The 19,052-nt window shown below is 58.8% G+C and carries 16 protein-coding genes; 7 read left to right on the top strand and 9 right to left on the bottom strand.

Annotation, left to right across the window (positions count from 1 at the left end; translation table 11 throughout):
* Window positions 1-57 precede the first annotated feature (57 nt).
* Genes OSH04_RS08445 through OSH04_RS08460 form a run of 4 tightly spaced genes read right to left on the bottom strand, consistent with a single transcriptional unit; the run spans window position 58 to window position 4,567 of the window.
* Window positions 58-990 carry a DUF6999 family protein gene (locus tag OSH04_RS08445; protein WP_266108256.1) on the bottom strand — a complete coding sequence of 311 codons (933 nt, stop codon included), beginning with the start codon at window positions 988-990 and terminating at the stop codon, window positions 58-60.
* 3 nt (window positions 991-993) lie between these two features.
* Window positions 994-2,904 carry a beta-ketoacyl-ACP synthase III gene (locus tag OSH04_RS08450; protein ID WP_251196427.1) on the bottom strand — a complete coding sequence of 637 codons (1,911 nt, stop codon included), beginning with the start codon at window positions 2,902-2,904 and terminating at the stop codon, window positions 994-996.
* Window positions 2,905-2,918: 14 nt separating this feature from the next.
* Window positions 2,919-3,833: a fatty acid desaturase gene (locus tag OSH04_RS08455; protein ID WP_088451376.1), complete on the bottom strand. Its 915-nt coding sequence runs from the start codon at window positions 3,831-3,833 to the stop codon at window positions 2,919-2,921.
* The gene (locus OSH04_RS08460; RefSeq protein ID WP_035268419.1) at window positions 3,830-4,567 is read right to left on the bottom strand and encodes a sterol desaturase family protein; all 738 of its coding nucleotides are present in this window, start codon (window positions 4,565-4,567) and stop codon (window positions 3,830-3,832) included. The genes OSH04_RS08455 and OSH04_RS08460 overlap by 4 nt, the downstream gene beginning before the upstream one ends.
* A 190-nt stretch (window positions 4,568-4,757) precedes the next feature.
* On the opposite strand from OSH04_RS08460, the gene OSH04_RS08465 reads away from it, so the two are divergent.
* From OSH04_RS08465 to OSH04_RS08475, 3 genes are all read left to right on the top strand, one after another.
* Window positions 4,758-5,621, top strand: coding sequence for a pirin family protein (locus OSH04_RS08465; protein ID WP_266108258.1), 864 nt, complete (start codon window positions 4,758-4,760; stop codon window positions 5,619-5,621).
* A gap of 145 nt (window positions 5,622-5,766) precedes the next feature.
* Complete coding sequence (locus OSH04_RS08470; RefSeq protein ID WP_035268424.1) at window positions 5,767-6,117, top strand: hypothetical protein; 351 nt, start codon at window positions 5,767-5,769, stop codon at window positions 6,115-6,117.
* 71 nt (window positions 6,118-6,188) lie between these two features.
* Window positions 6,189-7,748 (top strand): TerC family protein, encoded by a 1,560-nt coding sequence (locus OSH04_RS08475; protein WP_021447067.1) that lies wholly within the window; start codon window positions 6,189-6,191, stop codon window positions 7,746-7,748.
* A 34-nt stretch (window positions 7,749-7,782) separates the two neighbouring features.
* On the opposite strand, the gene OSH04_RS08480 is transcribed toward OSH04_RS08475, so the two are convergent.
* Together OSH04_RS08480 and OSH04_RS08485 are read right to left on the bottom strand one after the other, a co-directional pair.
* Complete coding sequence (locus OSH04_RS08480; RefSeq protein ID WP_083054338.1) at window positions 7,783-8,757, bottom strand: FecR family protein; 975 nt, start codon at window positions 8,755-8,757, stop codon at window positions 7,783-7,785.
* Window positions 8,758-8,926: 169 nt separating this feature from the next.
* A complete protein-coding gene (locus OSH04_RS08485; protein WP_009462789.1) occupies window positions 8,927-9,823 on the bottom strand; it encodes a LysR family transcriptional regulator in 897 nt (298 codons plus the stop codon).
* Window positions 9,824-9,912: 89 nt separating this feature from the next.
* On the opposite strand from OSH04_RS08485, the gene OSH04_RS08490 reads away from it, so the two are divergent.
* The gene (locus tag OSH04_RS08490) at window positions 9,913-10,485 is read left to right on the top strand and encodes a DMT family transporter (protein ID WP_266108259.1); all 573 of its coding nucleotides are present in this window, start codon (window positions 9,913-9,915) and stop codon (window positions 10,483-10,485) included.
* Between the two features lie 3 nt (window positions 10,486-10,488).
* Here OSH04_RS08490 and OSH04_RS08495 read toward each other — a convergent pair whose 3' ends face one another.
* The 3 genes from OSH04_RS08495 to OSH04_RS08505 all read right to left on the bottom strand — a co-directional run bounded on the left by OSH04_RS08495 (window position 10,489) and on the right by OSH04_RS08505 (window position 15,961).
* Window positions 10,489-11,682 carry a multidrug effflux MFS transporter gene (locus tag OSH04_RS08495; protein ID WP_266108260.1) on the bottom strand — a complete coding sequence of 398 codons (1,194 nt, stop codon included), beginning with the start codon at window positions 11,680-11,682 and terminating at the stop codon, window positions 10,489-10,491.
* 180 nt (window positions 11,683-11,862) lie between these two features.
* The gene (locus tag OSH04_RS08500; RefSeq protein WP_266108261.1) at window positions 11,863-15,063 is read right to left on the bottom strand and encodes an SUV3 family DEAD/DEAH box RNA helicase; all 3,201 of its coding nucleotides are present in this window, start codon (window positions 15,061-15,063) and stop codon (window positions 11,863-11,865) included.
* A 157-nt stretch (window positions 15,064-15,220) separates the two neighbouring features.
* Window positions 15,221-15,961 carry an alpha/beta hydrolase gene (locus OSH04_RS08505; protein WP_266108262.1) on the bottom strand — a complete coding sequence of 247 codons (741 nt, stop codon included), beginning with the start codon at window positions 15,959-15,961 and terminating at the stop codon, window positions 15,221-15,223.
* Window positions 15,962-16,059: 98 nt separating this feature from the next.
* On the opposite strand from OSH04_RS08505, the gene OSH04_RS08510 reads away from it, so the two are divergent.
* From OSH04_RS08510 to OSH04_RS08520, 3 genes are read left to right on the top strand one after another with little or no spacing between them, the layout of a single operon-like run.
* A complete protein-coding gene (locus OSH04_RS08510; RefSeq protein ID WP_021447070.1) occupies window positions 16,060-17,112 on the top strand; it encodes a FecCD family ABC transporter permease in 1,053 nt (350 codons plus the stop codon).
* Between the two features lie 3 nt (window positions 17,113-17,115).
* On the top strand, window positions 17,116-17,901 hold the full coding sequence (locus tag OSH04_RS08515) for an ABC transporter ATP-binding protein (RefSeq protein ID WP_021447071.1): 786 nt from the start codon (window positions 17,116-17,118) through the stop codon (window positions 17,899-17,901).
* 14 nt (window positions 17,902-17,915) lie between these two features.
* Window positions 17,916-19,049, top strand: a complete 1,134-nt coding sequence (locus tag OSH04_RS08520) for an ABC transporter substrate-binding protein (RefSeq protein WP_266108263.1) — start codon at window positions 17,916-17,918, stop codon at window positions 19,047-19,049.
* Window positions 19,050-19,052: the final 3 nt, after the last annotated feature.

Consider the following 19,052-nt stretch of genomic DNA (forward strand, 5'->3'; position numbering starts at 1 on the left):
TGGAAATGGGCCATGTGCCCAATAGAAAAACGGCTCATTATTGAGCCGTTTTTATTTTTACATCTCGGCAGAAACCGAACTATCGCCCTGCCCCAAATCCGGTGTTTGAGCCCCCTCTGCCTGCGCTTGCGCCTGCTTCATCTGATTGAGCAAGCTATGCAGCATCTCTGTAGACAGACCGTGCAGCACCAAACGGTAACCTGCTCGCAAGGTCGACATGGGCACCAAGGGGTGACCATTGTTCACCAGAATCAAATGCTCGGGTGCCTGCAAAATCTTGGCCGCGTAAATCCCGATGGTCTCGTCCAGCTGCAGGGAATTGGCCGCACGCCAGAAGTCGTTATCAGTCAGCAGCAACTGGTACAGGGGCGTGAACAGTTCGATGGCGCTTTGCAGATCCATCTTGTTCAGCGGGCCTTGCGGCATATCGTCCAGCGCCAAAGGCACGGGCTGGATCATGGAGAAATCCACGCGCTGCGGCGGGCCGATTTCCTGATTATTGTCCCGCAAGGTCTGATTGAGCCGGATCACGAAATTGAACAGATTCAAATCGTGCTTCACAAAGGTGTGATCGCGCAATTCGTCGATGTTCATGGGGGTGAGCGGCGTGGTCGGCACCTGGGTGGGCGAATTGGCCGCGATAAAGGCTAGCACCTGTGATCCCAAATGGAAGTGACGCAGAATCAGCCAGTTGGCCTGTGGCGAGACAAAGCGCTTCAAGCCCCAGACCAGAATGCGATGCAACAGCCCCGAATGCGACCATTTGCGCGGCAAAAAGGTTTTAACGACCTGAATCACGATAATCATCAGGCGCGCCAATGGCCGCAGGAATGGCAGCAGATACTGGCGTGACGACGAACTGGAGTCGGCCAGCCAAGCCTGCTTCACTTCATCAGGCAGGGGCGTGCTGCGATCCAGATACAAGGCCCGCCAAGGACTGGGGTCCTGCGGGTCATGCGGCTTGCTTAAAAAATCCGGGATTTGATCCATGACTTAAAACTCTTTCGCGTATTGGAACTGCATCAGGTACAGGGCGGCGGTACGACGCGCGGTTTCAATAATAATCTGCTCGGCGCGGCCTGTTTCATCGCAATCCAGAGCCAGTTCAACGGCCACCAGCCAGCGGGCCAGGTGATGCTCGTCGTTCATGCCATGGTAGTGCAGGAAACGGTACATATTCGGTTCCAGCGACAGCGAGGATTTCAGCAAAGGCAACAAGGCCGGAACAATACGCTGGCCGGTGCCCTCAATAATGTAAATCGCACCCAGCAAACCAATCGGGTCCTGGCTGGCCGCCAGCGCATGCAGATATGAGTTCAAGGCCTGACCGCCGGGATTACGGCTCAGTTGCTCGATCTCGGTCGCGGTGCCACCGGCATGCTGATAGTCCTCGAACAAGATCTTGAAGTCGTCCTGTTCTTCACCGGCGTGCAAACGAATCAGCTCGGCCAACGGAGCATAGGTGGGCGACAGGGAATCGCACGCTTCGCGCATCCACTTGGCGCCTTCACGTACCTGGGGAATCCAGTCTGCCATCCACTTTTGATAATCCTGCATGCGGATCGAACCGTCGTGCAGGCTGCGCAGCAAGGGCGTACGCCACACTTGGGAGCGATAGTCGTGCCAGATGGGCGCCAATTGCGTCAGCAGATCGCGCAAACCCTGCGGGGCGGTGGCCGGGTCATGCGGAGGGGCAATATCCACCTGATCCACCGAGGCCGGAGCCGACTGTTTGGCAGACGGGTAAGACACAGCCGGGGCCGGTGCATCGCAGGCTTCCACTTCCAGCAGCATGTAGGCCGTCATGAAGCGGCCAGACTCGGGCACGTAGCACAGGATTTGCTCGCCGGGCGTCAAGGTCCGGTCGCGCATGAACTCGGCCAGCATGATCAGAATGGACGCTGCGCCCGTATTGCCGCGCCAGCGCAAATTGCTGTACCAGCGCTCGGCAGGAATGCCCAGACCAGCCTGTTCCAGCAAATCTGCCACCACGGGGATGAATTTTTCGGAGGAGTAATGGCACAGGAAATGGCTGATGCGCTCGGGGTCTACCCAGCCATCGCGCACCAGTTTTACGTATTCGTGTATGCCGATGTCGAACAGATGCGGCAGCAGGCGAATGTCCTGGCGCAGGGACAAGGCACCATCTTGTTCGGCCTCGGCCCAGGAATCGTAATCCAGATGGCTGCGAGTGGAATCACGCGTTGCTCCCAGCTGCATGCAAACCGGGTAATCACCCGAGAAGGATTTTTGATGAATCCAGCGCAGGCGCAGGCGGACGCCGGGCTGCGTTGTGGGCAGAACCTGATCTTGATGACTTAACAAGGCCGCGCCCGCACCATCGGACAACATCCAGCGCAGGAAGTGTGAGTCAAAGTCCGCCTGATAGCCTTGCGAGGCAAAGCGCGATCGGCGGAACAAGCGCGATGGCATTTCACTGGCCACGGCCATGCCGTGACGGTGCGCACCCAGCTCGATCCCCTGGGCAACGGCCTGCAAGGCGGTCACGCCAGCGGCGCAAATTCCGTGGACCGAATGCACCTCCAGGGGAGGAGCGGCCAACTCACCTTGAATGGCATTGGCAAAGCCGGGCATCAACAAATCCCCGCCCGAGGAGCCGCTGGCCAGCAAGCTCACATCCGCCATGCTCAAACCCGCCTGCTCCAGGCACGCACGCACGGCATTGGCGGCCATGGCCGTATTGCTCCAGCGCGTGCTGCCATCTTCACCAATGGCGTAGTAGCGCTGCTGAATACCGTTCTCGGCCAGAATGCGCTGCTTGATGCGCCCCGAAATACGATTCAAGGGGGCAATAAAGTTATCCATTGCGGTGTTATCGACCGGCTCTCCGGGCATAAACCACTGGGCCTGATGGATAACAACGTGCTCAAAGGCCACGGGCATAGAAATACTCCTGATTACACGGAATCACGCCGACGCTCCGTCTGGCCCACGGCGTTCAAGGATTGACTGCGGTAGCGGGGCATGAACAAGCCCAGCACAAAAACACGCAGCATATAAGGCACCAGCCCCCCTTCGTTCAAGGCGTCCGGGGTGCGGGCTCGGTATTCGGTGTCGTGCAGCCGGGTCAGCTCGGACCAGTGCGTACGCGAATGCTCATGATGGGCCACATGCAGGCCGATATTAAAAAGCAAGGGATTGACCAGGCCCTCGAAATTGCGGGCATAGGCTAGCTGCTCGCCATGACGGCCCTCGTGACTGCCATCAGCATGGGCATGTTGCAGATAATTCGTGGTCAGCAGCCAGTGCAAACCGTGCAGCTGCGGCAGGATCACGTACAAAAAGCCTTTTACCGGGTCCAGCGCCAGGGCCAGCGCCCAGCTTCCCAGCCACACGCCGTACTGCGCCATGCAATAGGCCCAGACGCCCGGCCAATGACGGCGCAGGCTACCCAGCCAGCCAAAAATCATGGGGTACAGCGCAGGTACGGCCTCAAAGGGGTGCATCAACCAGCCCAGCGTGTCGTTGGTGTCACCCCGCCAGAAACGGTAAGTGCGGGCCACATCTTTTTCACCATGTTTATAGCGATGGTGATTGCGCCCATGTGCAGGCCAGAACACGCAAGCGGGGTGGCCTTGTACCAGGGTCAGCCAGAAGTCCGTCAAGCGGTTGGGGATACGCCCCCGCCACATGCGCAGATGATGATGGTTATGGTTGATGACGCCAACGCCCAGCGTCAGGAACAGCAGCAAGCCATACAGAATCCAGGAGAAGCCGCCCCGCCACAGCACGACCACCAGCACAGGATAGGCAATCAGGTACAGCAGGCTTTGCCAATCGCGCGGCTGACGCAAACGCCACGCAGCGCTCATCCCCGCGCCTCCTCGGGGCGATCGGGCAAGCGGGTGCCAAACAGGCGATCCATAAAGCTGAATTGAAAACCGTAATTGCCGTTGTACTGCGCGTGATGGCGCTGGTGACGACGGCTGGCCGCCAGCCAATGGCGGCTGGAAACATTGGGGAAAAAGTCGTAATTGGAGTGGCCGATACTGTTGAAAAACAGGCTGAACAAGGGCACGGACAAAAGCGACCAGAAACTGAAGTCATGCACGACCATGGGCAGCAAAATCACATTGCCCAGCATGATCGACTCCAGCGGGTGGAAACTGTAGGTGGAGAACGGCGTCACCACAACGGAAGAATGGTGCGGGCCGTGATAACGGCGCAACCAGCGGGTATGCAAGAGACGGTGATTGATCCAGAAGTGCACGTCGTTCCAGATCACCAGAGCCAGAATTTCCAGAACAATGCGGGTCGCGCTGGCATCAGGCGTCAAATGCGCCCAGCCCAGCTGCAAAAAGCCCCAGGGAAAAATCATGCCGGTGCCAAAAATCAGAATGGCCGTGCCGGATTGCTTCAGTTCCCGGCGCAGTTGGCCAGGACGCAAAGGGCGCGTGTCCAGGGGGCGTCCCCAACCCAAGGCAGGTAAAAGCCAATGTGTCAGCGCCAAGGTGCCCAGTGCAAACAGCACGTAAATGCCGCCGAAGAACAATAAGCCCACGCCCATTACCTGCCAGACGCTCAAGGCCTGAAAAGCCTGCCCCATTCCACTCTCTACGTAACAAAGTGCGCTAATGCTAGCGCGGTCAGGAAGATTACGTTTGTTAATTTGGTTACTAATTGCTCACATTCGTCCAGCCCGCCCAAGCAATACAGTTTTGCAATAGCGGGGGCTAATCATAGCGGGGTTTCGCCCCTATCCTTGAAGGCATGCGCTTTCAATCGGAACCCATGCCATGAAAAAGGTCGCCAGCATCCTCAGTCCATGCCCCTCTTTGGCGGGTGACGATGGCCTGGCGGCGCGTACCTTGTTCAGCCATCAGGACCACGCGGACCGGCACAGCCCCTTTCTGCGCTTGAATTACGCCGTCCCCACCCCCTACCCGGCCCGTAGCCGTCGCCACAAGGTACATGGCTCCCCGCAGCGCGGCTTTGAAACCGTCACGCTGGTGTATCAGGGCGAGCTGGAGCATCGCGACTCCAGCGGTCATAGCGGCATTCTGGGTCCGGGCGATGTGCAATGGCTAAGTGCGGCCTCCGGCCTGCTGTATCAGGCCAGCCACTCCGAGCCGTTCGCCCGTCAGGGTGGTACCTGGGAAATGGTGCAGCTATGGATCAACCTGCCTGCTTGTGCGAAAACTCTGCCACCCAGCCAGCAGTCTCTGCCCAGCGCAGACATTCCCGCTCTGGCCCTGCCCGATCAGGCCGGACAGATACGAGTGATTGCCGGGCAATACCGGGAGCAGCCCGGCGCGGCCCGGCATCACAGCCCGCTCCTATTGTGGGACATACAGATCAAGGCCGGGCATCAAGCCTGTTTTCAGGTGCCCGAGGGCTGGAACACCAGCTTGCTGGTGCGAAGCGGCGAAGTACAAGTGAACCAGCAAACGCGAGTGCGCCCCGCTCAGGTCGTGTTGCTAAGCCTGGAAGGCCAGACTATCCGGCTGAACGCCCAAAGCGACACCCAGCTACTGTTGCTGGGCGGCGAGCCCATTGATGAGCCCGTTTTGACCTACGGCTCTTTTGTGATGAATACACAACAGGAAATTACCCAGGCAATTGCCGACTTTGATCAGGGCCGGTTTGGCTGCCTGGGCTGAGCTTTCCCTCTCCTATTTCCAAGCTGCCACGCGCCCCGATGGCGGCCCCTGCCACCCCGACCTGACCATCCATCATCACAGCACACTTGCATTGAGCCAGCCCGCATACGATATACTGAACCGTCATCGACTTCCCTTAGACACTATGAGACGCTGGTTCGTCGTCGTCTTGCTTCTTATTCTTCCCCTGCAGGCTTACAGCTCCCACTACCACGCAACCGTGCAAGGTGGTCAATCGGCTTTATTCGCTCAACACGAATCCGATGCAGCCGAGTCTGCGGAACGCCGTGTCTCATCCGCCAATCATCCTTTGCATCAGCTCAGCGCCATTTTGGCGCACACGCCCATGCAACAGTACGCCGATCACGCGGATACCCCCTTGCCCTGCCCGGTTCAGTCTTTCTGGCTGCATGCCTGGCCATCGGCTTGTCCGACCTATTCCCTGCCAGCAATTTGCTGCGAATTTGCCCCGGAGCACCGCCCGCCCCGCGTCTGACGCCTGACGCGCTGCGGCGCCCTGCTTCTTTGCTTTTTTGCACTTATTTATCTGTCTAACAGGACAACATCATGGAATGGCTACTCGATCCCAGCATCTGGGTCGGCTTATTAACTCTGGTGGTGCTGGAGATTGTTCTCGGCATCGACAACCTGATCTTTATCGCGATTCTGGCCGATAAACTGCCTCCGCATCAGCGCGACCGTGCTCGCCTGATCGGCCTGTCGCTGGCGCTGATCATGCGCCTGGGTCTGCTTACTATCGTCTCCTGGCTGGTCACCCTGACCACGCCACTGTTCTCCATTGGCCCGCTCAGCTTCTCCGGGCGCGACCTGATCCTGCTGCTGGGCGGTCTGTTCCTGCTGTTCAAGGCCACCAGCGAACTGCATGAACGTCTGGAAGGTGGCGATCATCACTCCAGCACCAACAAGGCCTATGCCAGCTTTGGTGTCGTGGTAGCCCAAATTGTGGTGCTGGATGCCGTGTTCTCGCTGGACGCGGTGATTACTGCTGTGGGGATGGTGGATCAACTGCCCGTCATGATGGCAGCCGTCATTATCTCGATTGCGCTGATGATCTGGGCTTCCAAGCCACTGACCACTTTCGTGAACAACCACCCCACCGTGGTGGTGCTGTGCTTAAGCTTCTTGCTGATGATTGGTCTGACGCTGACCGCCGAAGGCCTGGGCTTCAAGATCCCCAAGGGCTATCTGTACGCGGCTATTGGTTTCTCCATCCTGATCGAGTTCTTCAACCAGATTGCCCGCCGCAGCCTGCAGCGCTCGCAGTCACGCCGTCCTTTGCGTGACCGTACCGCGGAAGCCGTACTGCGCATGCTGAGCAACCGCAAGAATGAAGACAAGGACGACAACGGCAACGAGGGTCAGCTGGAACTGGACGAGCAGGCTTTCCGCACCGAAGAGCGCAATATGGTCAGCGGTGTGCTCAGCCTGGCCGAACGCCCGATTCGCTCCTTGATGACGCCTCGTCAGGAAATTACCTGGCTCAATATCGAGGACTCCGCCGATACCTTGCGCCAGCAACTGCGCTCCACCCCACACAGCTTCTTGCCGGTGTGCCAGGGCGATCTGGACCAGGTGGTGGGTGTGGCGCGCGCCAAGGATTTGCTGGCCGATCTGGACGACTACCCGCAAGTCAAACTGTGGCCGGATCTGCGTGAGCCCATCATCGTTCACGAGCACACCGATGTACTCAGCGCGATTGCCATGTTGAAGCAGTCCAATGGCCAGTTCGTGCTGGTAACGGACGAGTACGGCGCGATTGAAGGCCTGCTGACCCCCATCGACATTCTGGAGGCCATTGCCGGCGAGTTCCCCGACGAGGACGAACAACCCGCCATTCAGCAGATTGGCCCCAATCTGTGGCAAGTGGATGGCAGCATAGACCTGCTCTTGCTGGCCCAAGCCGTGGAAGCGGACGACCTGCTTTTGAAAGACAGCAGCTTCAATTCCGTGGCCGGTTTCCTGCTGGAGCGTCTGGACTCCCTGCCCACGGTAGGGACGGTCGTTGAAGCAGACGGCTTGCGCTTCGAGATTACCGAAGTCAGCCAGCGTCGTATTGCAACGGTGCACGTCAGCCGCTTGCAGGAACCCGAGCAGACACAGGAGTAAAAAAAAAGCCCGCTGCAAAGCGGGCTTTTTTCAATCAAGCACGACTCAAAAGCGCGATTCCGCCAGGCAAGCGCGTCACCGCCACGCCATATAACTGCTGCAAAATGTCCAGCGCCTCAGGCAAGTTATCCAGACTGACGGCAAAGCTGACCAAGACAGAGCCTAACGTGGCGTCTCGCAAAATCAGATGTCCTGACCAATAGCGGTTCAGCTCGGCCAGCACCTGCGACAAAGGCTGCTCATGAAAAGTCAGACGGCCCTGACGCCAGGACGGGAAATCCTCCGCCGCAACTGTCTGCACCGAGCTGATCGCATGGCGACCGTAAACAAGTTGCTCACCGGCAGCCAGCCGATATCCCTGTCCACCAAAATCCACCTGCGCACTGCCGGACAAACAGGTAACTTCGGTTTTGCCATCCAGATAGCGGATATTGGTACGGCCATTAAAGGTCTGAATGGAGCCAGCACCCGCAAACACCGTACACACCGAGGCCGAGCGCTCGGACTGTCGCACTTCCACTTCCCCATCCAGCAAAGCCACAATTCGACCCAGATGCGGGTCGTCACCGACGTTCAGGCGACTGCGCGTATTCATATCCAGCCAGACATGGTCCAGCAACTGCACGCGCCGCTGCTCGCCCGCACCCGTGCGATAGTCAGCACGCAAATCAGCCAAGGAAGGCCACAACTGCATAGGAGGCTTGGCGACAAGATACAGGCCACCACCCAGCAGCAAACCGCCCAGCAAGGCGCGACGCAAAGGCTGGTGGCCACGTTTTTTCATCAACTTGGCTTCGCGCAGCCAATCTTCACGATCTTGGGGCATGGCATCCCACATTTCGCGCGCGTGCGCAAAAGCGGATGCATGAGAAGGACTGCGCCCACACCAGCGGCGCAGCTCCCGAGCCTGACGAGAGGTCAGCGAGGACGTTTTCAGGCGGCTGACCCAGGCTCGTGCCTCCTTGTGCAAGGTGTCTTCATCCAGATTCAAGGCATTAGCAGGGTTCATCAACAATCAATTCAAAAAGCACTACATAGGGACTGCCAAACGCAATCCAAAACGTTTTATCCATCCGTTTAAACGGATAAAAACGAGAACTCAAAAGTAAACATAAATTGTCGGAAACTGCAGGCCCTATCGTCAAGCCATAGCCCGTCATAAAGAGTAAAGACGGGCTTTAACAGCACTGCATCAACTGCTGGCGCAGCCAGACATGAGCTGGGTCCGCGTGGCGACGGCTATGCCAGACTTGCTGAAACAAGACCGAGGGAATGGGCAGGGGAGGCTGGAAAAACACCAGTTCAGCCTGTTCGCGCAAGTGCTCGGCACTGCGGCTGGACACCGTCAAAATCAGGTCCGTGCCCGCCAGGACTTGGGCTGCCGCACTCCAATGCGGCAAGGACAAGGCAATCTGCCGTTTAAGACCGAGCCGATTCAGGACGTTGTCGACCTCACTTTCCCCTCCCGGACGCATGGCCAGCAACACATGCGGGCGCTGCAACCACTCTTCCAAAGCAGGGGCTTGCCCGCCGCTCAGACTGGCCCGATCCGCAATGCAGATCAGGTGTTCCTCAAACAAGGTCTGCGCCTGCAAGCCGGCTGGAATTTCCGAGAACACGCTCAAGGCCAGATCAATCTCGCCATCACGCAGCTGACCCTGCATGGCTTCCCGGCTGGCCTGGCTGACCGCCAGCCGAATACCCGGTGCGTCACGACGCAGGCGGCGCATCAACGGTGGCAAGACAATTTGCGCGCCGTAATCCGACATGGCCAAGCGAAATTCACGTTGTTCACTGGCTGGATCAAAGCCACCCGCATCCAGCAGGCCATTGAGCTGCTGCAAAGCCTGCTCCAGAGGACGCTGCAACTGCAAGGCCAGCGCGGTCAGTTCCAGCCGGGAGCCGCGACGTATCAGCAGGGGATCGTTGAACACCTGACGCAAATGCGCCAAGGCATGGCTCACGGCAGGCTGACTTTTATGCAGGCGTTGAGCAGCCCGCGTCACATGCTGCTCGGTCAACAAGGCATGCAGGCTCAGCATCAAATTCAGGTCTATACGGCGCAGTTCATCCATAGAACGAATAATGACTGTGCACACTATTAATTTCAATAAGAATCGCGAATAGTGCAAGATAGAGCTTTGATTCTTATGGAGATACGCTCATGCCCGGTACCGCTTTGTTCAGTATGTTGGTGGCTGTCTTTGCCGGTTCGGCCGTGCCGTTTCAAGCTGCCAGCAATGCCGTTCTGGGTAAGGTCCTGGGGCATCCGCTCTGGGCCACACTGGTGTCGCTCTGTATCAGTGCGGCTCTGGTGCTGCCCACAATCTGGCTGATGCGCGCCCCCGCTCCCCTGACCGCGCAACTGGCGCATGCCCCCTGGTGGGTATGGACGGGTGGCGTTGGCGGGGTCATTTACATCAGCGCCGCCCTGATTCTGACGCCACGCATGGGCGCCGCCAGCTTTATTGTCTGTGTGGTGGCCGGGCAAATGCTCAGCTCCATGCTGATCGACCACTACGGTTTGATGGGCCTGACACCACGCCCGGTACATATGGGACGCATTCTAGGCGTGCTGCTGATTTTGGTGGGCATGGGCCTGGTGCAATGGTTTACGCCTTCCGTACCTGCGGCGGCTGAAAGCAAAAGCGCCACTGCAGATCACAGTGGCGCTCAGGAAAACAATCCAAGCCTGGCTCAACGCGCTGGCGCTGACAACAGCACCCGATCTTCATAGGGCTTAGGCGGAAGCCTCGGTCGATTTGGAACGGAACTGGCTGCACCACCAGAATCCGGCCGACAAGGCAGCCGCCGACAACATGCCCAAGGCCAACAACAAGCCGCTATCGAACAGCAGCGGAGCCACCACACCAGAAACGGTGGCAAACAAAAGCATTTGCCAGGCACTTTGTACCGAGGAAGCCAGGCCGCGCATGGTGGGGAAGGTGCCCAAGGTCACCACCGTCATGCCCGGCAAGGCCATGGACATGCCAAAGGCGTACACAAAAATAGGCATCACGGCCCACGGCACTTCTGCCTGGAACAGGAGGTTGTACACGGTATTGAAGGTCGCGCCAGCCAGCATGATGGACAGGCCCAGACGAATCATGCGTGCCGGGGCCAATTTCTCGGCAAAGCGGGCATTCAGAATAGAGCCACCCAACATACCGCCAATAAAGGGCAGGAACAGCCAGGCAAAGGCGGTTTCTGTCAGACCCAGCACACCAATCACAAAGCTGGCCGCCGACGAAATGTACAAGGCAAAGCCGCCAAACGCACAGGCAATGGCGGAGATCGCCAGCACGAAGCGGCCATTGCTCAAGGCCCGTGCGTAATTGGCCAGAATCACCCACAGCTTCAAGGGCTGGCGCGAGGCCACGGGCAAGGTTTCAGGCAGTTGCCGCCAGCACAGCACAATCAGGGCAATACTGAGCACCGTCAGCATCCAGAACACCGAGCGCCAGCCCGAATAACTACTTAAATAGCCGCCCATGACCGGTGCAAGCGCCGGGGCCAGACTGAAGACCATCGTGATGTGGGCAAACAAGCGCTGAGCTTGCACCCCTTGTACACAGTCGCGCGCCAGGGCCTGACCGACGACACGCCCGGCACCTGCCGAACAGCCCTGGATCAAACGGAAGAACAACAGCCAGGAAAAGCTGGGGGCCAGCGCCGAGCCCACGGACCCGATCAGGAACAGGATCAGGGAGGCCAGAATCACGGGACGCCGCCCGAAGCTGTCGGACAACATGCCCCAGAACAGGCTCATGAAGGCAAAACCAAACAGGTACAGACTTAAAGTCTGCTGAACCATTGACTGGTCAACGGAAAATTCAACACCGATACGGTGAAATGACGGCAGATAGGCATCGGTAGCAAAAGGCCCCAGCATCGCCAACGCCGCCAACACCAAGGTCAGCTTGCGGTAATTCATAGATAGCTTTGGAAAACAGGGAGGGCGCCAGAATCAGCGCAGGGATAGGGGCATGGTACCCCTTAACCAGACCGTACGGACACGTCCGCACGGGGCATAGTGTATCAAACGATATAAAGCGGATCGAGCCAAGCCGCTTTGATGCTAGCTGGCCCGGTAGCCACTTGTCTGAAAAAAAGATCAGCGTCTGCCCGGCGACGGCGTACCAAAAGCCTCGCGGCTAGTCTGTCCGAAACCGCTTTGATGCAGCAGGCTGCGCTCAATAAAGCGGCTGACCTGGGAGCGCACTTCCGGCAACCAGGGACCTTGGTCAAACACTTGCGGGAACTTCATGCTGAACCAGGCATAGAGGCTGATCTGCTTGCTGAGCAATTCGGCGTCTTCCAGGCGGGAGGGACTGGCGGATTTCAGCCAGGACGGCGCCGGTGGCAAGGCCATGGGGCGTTGTGCCACATAGGCGGACAGGCAACGCTTGAAGTAATCCAGCTCCGTATCCTTATCCACGGACACCGGCGCGCAGGCAAAGGTGAACTTCTCCCGCAAATCCAGCTTGGGAGCCAGGCGGTCTACACAAAAGCCCAGCTCAATGGCGTCTTTCAAGCCCGCTGTCTGAAACAAGGGGCTATCGGAAGCTACTTTCTGCGCAAAGTACTGCAGCACAGCGCCGATATTGTTGTTATCCAGTAAAGAGGCCAGCGCCTGCACGTGCTCGGGGCTGGGTGCAATGGGCAAGCGCAAATCCACGCTGGGGGCGTCGCTTTGCAATTGGGTACGAATATGGTTCAGATCCTGCTTGTCCATCGCCCCCACATAGCCTTTGGGGTACAAGCCATAGCGGCCTGCCCGTCCGGCAATCTGGCGCACTTCGGTTGCGTTCAAGGCTCGCATGGAGCGGCCGTCAAACTTGTGCACCGTAGAGAACAAAACGCGGCGAATCGGCAGGTTCAAGCCCATGCCAATCGCATCGGTGGCCACCAGCACCTCGGCCTCGCCTTGGGAAAAGCGCTCGGACTCGGTGCGGCGCACTTCCGGAGCCAGCGCGCCGTAAATGGTGGCGACTTTCCAGCCTTGGGCGCGGTAACGAGCACTTAGCGTTAGGACATCCTTACGGGTGAAGGCCACCACCGCATCACCTTTGGACACGCCCTGAGCTTCACGCTGACGATCTTTGCGCCCCCGCCACGGCGCTTCCTGACGCCCTTGCTTGCCTGTGGCTCGCGGCGGGTCTACCGGATAAGGCATGACCTCCAGCGGGGTTTTGCGTTCGGTAAATTCCAGCTCCATGGTCTCTTCCATGGAACGCACCAGACGCTCGCACGGACGCAGGACGGAAGCATCACCACAGACAAACAGGGTACGGGCCGGAACACCGACCAGGGCGGCCGTCCAGGCCCAGCCGCGCTGCTCGTCTTGCAACATTTGAATCTCGTCCAGGACGGCCACGCGCACTTCCATCGTGGGGTCCATCATCTCGACCGTGCAGGCAGTGTGCTGGGCACCGGGCACCATCACGCGCTCTTCGCCCGTCACCAGATTGCAGGGGATGCCCGCGTTCATCAGACGATCACGCACCTCCATGGCCAGCAGTCGCAGCGGAGCCAGATATACGCCGGATCGGGCTTCCATCAGGGCTTCCAGGGCCTCGTGCGTCTTGCCCGAATTGGTCGGGCCCAAACGGAACACCAGATGGCGGCGGATGCCTCGGGCCAGGCTGAACATTTCCGGGAAGTCGCCCAGGCGCATCAAATCTTGAGCGCGCTGCTGCTCCACACTTTCCAGGATGCGGCGCACCGGGCCATTGAGCAGACGCTTTTCAAAATCCCCGGCCTCGATTTCCTTTTGCTCGATGCCCTCTTCCAGAGCCATGCGCAAGGCTTTGGCCAGTTCCAGAAAGGACGAGCCATCAATCAGGGGGCGCTGGGTTTGCAAAAACGCATCCAGCGAATCTTCCAGACGCTGGGACAGACGGTTTTGAGCTGCCGTGTTGAACAAGACCGAAACACGAGCGGGCAATCGATCCAGCTCCGAGCCGGTACGTGGCAAAGGTACGGCGGCCTGCATACGAACATTGGCGCGCCAGTGCTGACGCTCGCCCGCTACGGGCACATTCACCGCCAGCCACAAGTCCTTATGCCACCACAGGCGCAAGGGATCTTCCGGGTCAATTTCGTAATCGCACGCTTCTTGCTTCTTGATCTGGTTCAGCACTTGTTGCTGACGCCATTGTGTGCGCGCACGGTCAGCCGCTCGCTGGTACTGCGCACGTTCACGATTGCTCAAGCTGCTGGCGTATTGCTCGCGCCATTGCTCAATCTGGCTTTGATCAATCGCTGCTAATAAATCCGGGTGATGGGCGACACGATCACGCCCGCCAACGGTTCCACCCCGCACTTCCAGCTTGGTACTGGGCAAGCGGCGATCAGCCAGCCACAGCTCGTATTCCTGCCGGGTAATACCCAGCAAGGCCATGGTCTCTTCCGAGCCTATGCACTCCTGCTCCCAGGCCCAACGCTGCTGGCGTTGCTCGCGCTGACGTTCCTGACGTTGTGCCTGGGCTTGCAGCAGAAACTCCTGCTGCTCGGCATCAAGCTTGAACTCCTGGGTCAAGACAGCGGCACTGGCATTACGGCCATACACAGTCATGAACCAATGGGCAGGTTCCCCGGCTTGCAGGCCCTCGAAGGCCTCCAGGGTGATGCGTTGCGGCTCGCAACCTTGTTCTTTCAACCAGGCTGTCAGACGCTCCTGGGCCTGATTGAACTTGCGCTGTTTGTCGTTTTGTTCTTTTTGGCGCGCTTGTTCACGTTCTTTTTGGGCCTGCTCCCAGCGTTGACTGCGTTGCTCGCGATCGCGCTGTGCGGCTTGCAACTGCCACAAATAGGTCTGCGCCAAAGGCATGGACTGCCAGGCTTGCACCAAAGCCTGCAAGCGCGGGCCGCGCTCAGCCTCGGGCCAGTTCTCGCTTAAAGGCAAGGACTGGGAGGCAATCGCTCCGGCCAATTGAGCGCGCTGTTCAAGCAGTTGTTCGCGCAAGGCTTCATAAATATCCGCTTCCAGCTTGTCCACGCTCATTTGATACAGCAAGCGCAGGGTACGAATCACGACCTCGGGCACGCCTTGGGACTGCAGGCGCTGGTCCGCATCCTTCAAACCCAGTTCGGCGGCGATGATCTGATTGAAAAAGGCGGCGTCCTGCGGCAAGCGCCAGGCTTTCAGCCACACGCGCCGTATCCCTGCCCGGTCCTGATAACGCGCTTTCTTGGCGACCTGACGAGCCACACCTTCCAGACGCGGATAATCCAGCCATTGAGGATGGAGCAGCAAGCCCGCTTGAGTGGGGACGAGAGAATCGGAAACAGACGAAGCGCGACGCGCAGCCATAGGGCGGTGACCTGAAAATACGGGAAGAAGAGAACGAGAAAGGCAGAAAAGCCGGTTCAAGCAAGCATGAGCAGCATTATACGGGTCTGCTCCGGGACGTTCAGAGGATACAGGCAATCACCGTGCTGAACGTCTTTATGGGCAAGAAAACACAGGGCTAATCAGCCAACCATTCCAGACAGCCTTGCGGCAAGGCAGCCAAACCGGATTGACTGTGATTACAGCCCGGCACGATGCGAAAACGCGGCTCGCCACCTTGTTGCTGCGCCAAAGCCTGCGCCAGCTCGCGGGTGCCATCCACCATGCGGCGCTCTTGCAAACGCAAACGACGCAGCTCGCGCTTGTCCTCGGGCATGGCTTCCTCTGCCGGGCCCAGGCTTTGCTCGAACTCGCCAACGGAGAACTGTACAGGCATCGTCAAAGCGGCTTTGGGCAGGGGTTGAGCCAGCAGTCGGGCCAGATAGCCCTCCCCCCACCAGACCGAGGGACTGGACACCACCAGTGCATCGAACAATTCTGGCTGTTGATACAGCAGTTGCAAGGCAAACAGGCCACCCAGGGAATGGCCGCAGAGCAAACGCCGCTGCGTATTCAAAGGCGCTTGTGCGTAGGCCCAGGGCAAGAAAACATCCTGCATCATGGCCAGAAAATCCAGCGCGTGGCCCGCTTCTCCATTGAGCGCGGGGGTGAAGTCCTGATCGCGCCAGACCTCCGTGCCATAGCCTATCCCCAGCACCGCACAGGCTTGTGGAGCCTGCTTCTCACAGGTGGCCAGCACCGCTTCAAATTGCGGTAGATCAAGCACACACAGCAATGGCCAGCCCTGCGCAGGCGCTGGCACGTCCGGCCAGGCCAAAGTCAGACGATACTGTCGGCCCAATGGGGAAAGAAAATCCAAATGTTCAAGCTGCATAAAAGAATCGCGGTAAGGGCGCCAAAGCCCGGCTGATGAACTATACTTTCTTTCTATGTAAACGGTTATCATTCAGACACTTAATGTCCACATCTGCTGTTCCGGCCCCTGCGCTGGCCGACTATCAACACATCCTCAGACGTCGCTGGCTCCTGGTTGGAGCCCTGGTTCTTGTGATTCTGGCCTCGATTGTGGCCGATTTCATGTTGGGCCCCTCGGGTCTTAGCCTGGGAGAACTGAGCCACGCGCTGTTCAACCCGGAACAGTCCGACCCGACCACCCGCGTTATCGTCTGGGAAATCCGCCTGCCTTATGCCTTGATGGCCATGGCCATTGGTTTAGCACTCGGCCTGTCCGGTGCGGAGATGCAGACCATTCTGAATAACCCGCTGGCCAGCCCCTTTACCTTGGGGATTTCCTCGGCGGCGGCCTTTGGCGCCTCCCTGGCAATTGTGCTGGACCTGTCGATTCCTGGTATTCCGCAAGCCTGGACCATTGCCGCCAATGCCTTTATTTTTGCCCTGCTATCCGCCATGCTTTTGGACGCGGTGGCCCGCTGGGGCGCCATGAGCACCGCCAACCTGGTGCTGTTCGGTATTGCGCTGGTGTTCTCCTTTAACGCACTGGTCTCGCTGGTGCAATTTGTGGCCAGCGCCGAAGCCCTGCAAGGGCTGGTGTTCTGGACCATGGGCAGCCTGTCGCGCTCCTCCTGGGGCAAGGTCGGCATCATGCTGGCGGTGTTTGCGCTGATTCTGCCGCTGTCGCTGCGTGATACCTGGAAACTGACCGCCCTGCGTCTGGGTGAAGACCGCGCCACCAGCTTTGGTATCAATGTCTCACGCCTGCGCCTGGTGTCCTTGCTGCGTATCAGCTTGCTGGCTGCACTGGCCGTATCCTTTGTGGGCACCATCGGCTTTGTGGGCCTGATTGCGCCGCATATTGCCCGCCGCCTGTTTGGTGAAGATCACCGTTTCTACCTGCCCGGCAGTGCACTGGTCGGTGGGGTGATTCTGTCGCTGGCCTCGATTGCCTCGAAAAACATTGTGCCCGGCATCATTATTCCGGTCGGCATTGTCACCTCGCTGGTGGGTGTGCCCTTCTTCCTGGGCGTTGTGCTGCGACGCCAAATAAAGTGAACCATGCTTGAAGTCCACGATCTGAGCCTGTCTTACGGCAAACGCGAAATTCTGTCCAAGTTGACCATCGAGCCTTTGCAGCCCGGTCAACTGGTGGCTTTGCTGGGCCCCAATGGTAGCGGCAAATCCACCCTGCTCAAGTCCCTGGCGGGGCTGCTCAAGCCCACCACCGGCGAGATCCTGCTGGACGGTCAGGAGCTGAGCGGCGTCAGCTTCGAGCAGCGCGCCCAAAAAGTGGTGTACCTGCCCCAATCCCTGCCCGCCTCGGTCCACCTGCGTGTGTTTGAATCCGTACTGGTGGCGGCCAATGCCTCGGCCCCTGGTGGCCACGCCCGCGATGTGGATCATGAGCACATCATGCACATCCTGCAACGCCTGGGCATTGCGCACTTGTCCATGCACTATCTGGACCAGCTTTCGGGCGGTCAGAAACAGCTGGTGGGCCTGGCGCAAGCCCTGATACGCAAGCCTACCCTGCTGCTGCTGGACGAACCCTTGTCGGCTCTGGACCTGAACTATCAATTCCACGTGATGGACTTGCTGGCCCAGGAAACCCACGACAACAATCTGATCACTCTGATCGTGCTGCATGACCTGAACGTAGCTCTGCGCCATAGTGACTATGCGCTGATGATTGAAGGCGGTGGTCTGCTGGCGCAAGGCGAGCCTGCCAAGGTGATTACCCCCAACTCGCTGGCCCAGGCTTATGGCGTACGCGCCCGCGTGGAGAGCTGCTCGCAAGGCACCTTGCAAATCATTATCGACGGGCTGCAAGAGCCTGTGCTGTGACCTTCGGAGAACCCATGAACATCCTGCGCCACCTGCTGCTGTCGCTGACCTTGCTCTTGCCTTTAGGCGTGCAGGCCCAGCCCATCGAAGTTACTGATGCCATGGGTCGTACCGTTACCCTGCCTGGCCCCGCCAAACGCATTGTGCTGACTCAGGCACGTCACTTCCCGGTACTGGCTTTGGTCCACCCCGAGCCAGCAAACCTGATTGCAGGCTGGTCGGACGAGTTCAAAACCTCCTTCTCCAACGAGTACGAGACCTATCTGAAGCGCTACCCGCAACTGGCCAGTATCCCTATTGTGGGTCGCCATACGGCAGACACCTTCTCGATCGAACAGGCCCTGGCCCTGCGTCCGGATCTGGTCGTGCTGACGGCCGCCTTTGCGGGCCTGACTCCCGGTCAGGACACACGCGACTCGGCCCTGATCCAGCGCCTGACTGCCGCCAAAGTGCCCGTCATTGTGATCGACTTCTTTGTGAACCCGCTGGAGAACACCGTACCCAGCCTGCGCGCATTGGGCTACGCCGTGGGTGAGAAAGAACGCACCGACGAGTTCATCCAGTTCTACGAAGAACACATGCAGGGCGTTGCCCAGCGACTGGCCGATCTGCCCAAGGAGGATCATCCGCCCGTTTTTGTGCATGCCCATGCAGGCAGCACGGACTGCTGCAACTCGCCCGGCGCAGGCACCTTTAACGACATGATCAGCTATGCAGGCGGCCACAATATTGGCGCGGATGTCCTGAAAAGCTCCACCGGCAAGCTGAATTTTGAATACATCAATTCCCGCGCGCCTGTGGTCTATGTGGCTACGGGCACAGGCGCAGGCAAGCGCACCACCTCCGGTGGATTGGCTATTGGCACAGGCGTCAGCGAAGACCAGGCTCGTAAAAGCTTGCAGGCCATTATCGATGGCAACCGTCTGCAAGCCTTGCCAGCCGTGCGCAGCGGCAATAGCCACGGCATCTGGCACGCCTTCAACGATTCGCCTTTGCACATGATCTTTATCGAAGCTCTGGCGGCCTGGATTCACCCCGACCGCTTCCAGGGCGTCTCGGCTCTGAAAACACTGGAAGAAGTGAACCAGCGCTTCCTGACCGTGCCGATGGAAGGCACCTACATGATTGATTTGAAGCCCGCCCCCTAAGCC

It is taken from the genome of Alcaligenes nematophilus, assembly GCF_026344155.1.
GTDB classification, from domain to species: Bacteria; Pseudomonadota; Gammaproteobacteria; order Burkholderiales; family Burkholderiaceae_B; genus Alcaligenes; species Alcaligenes phenolicus.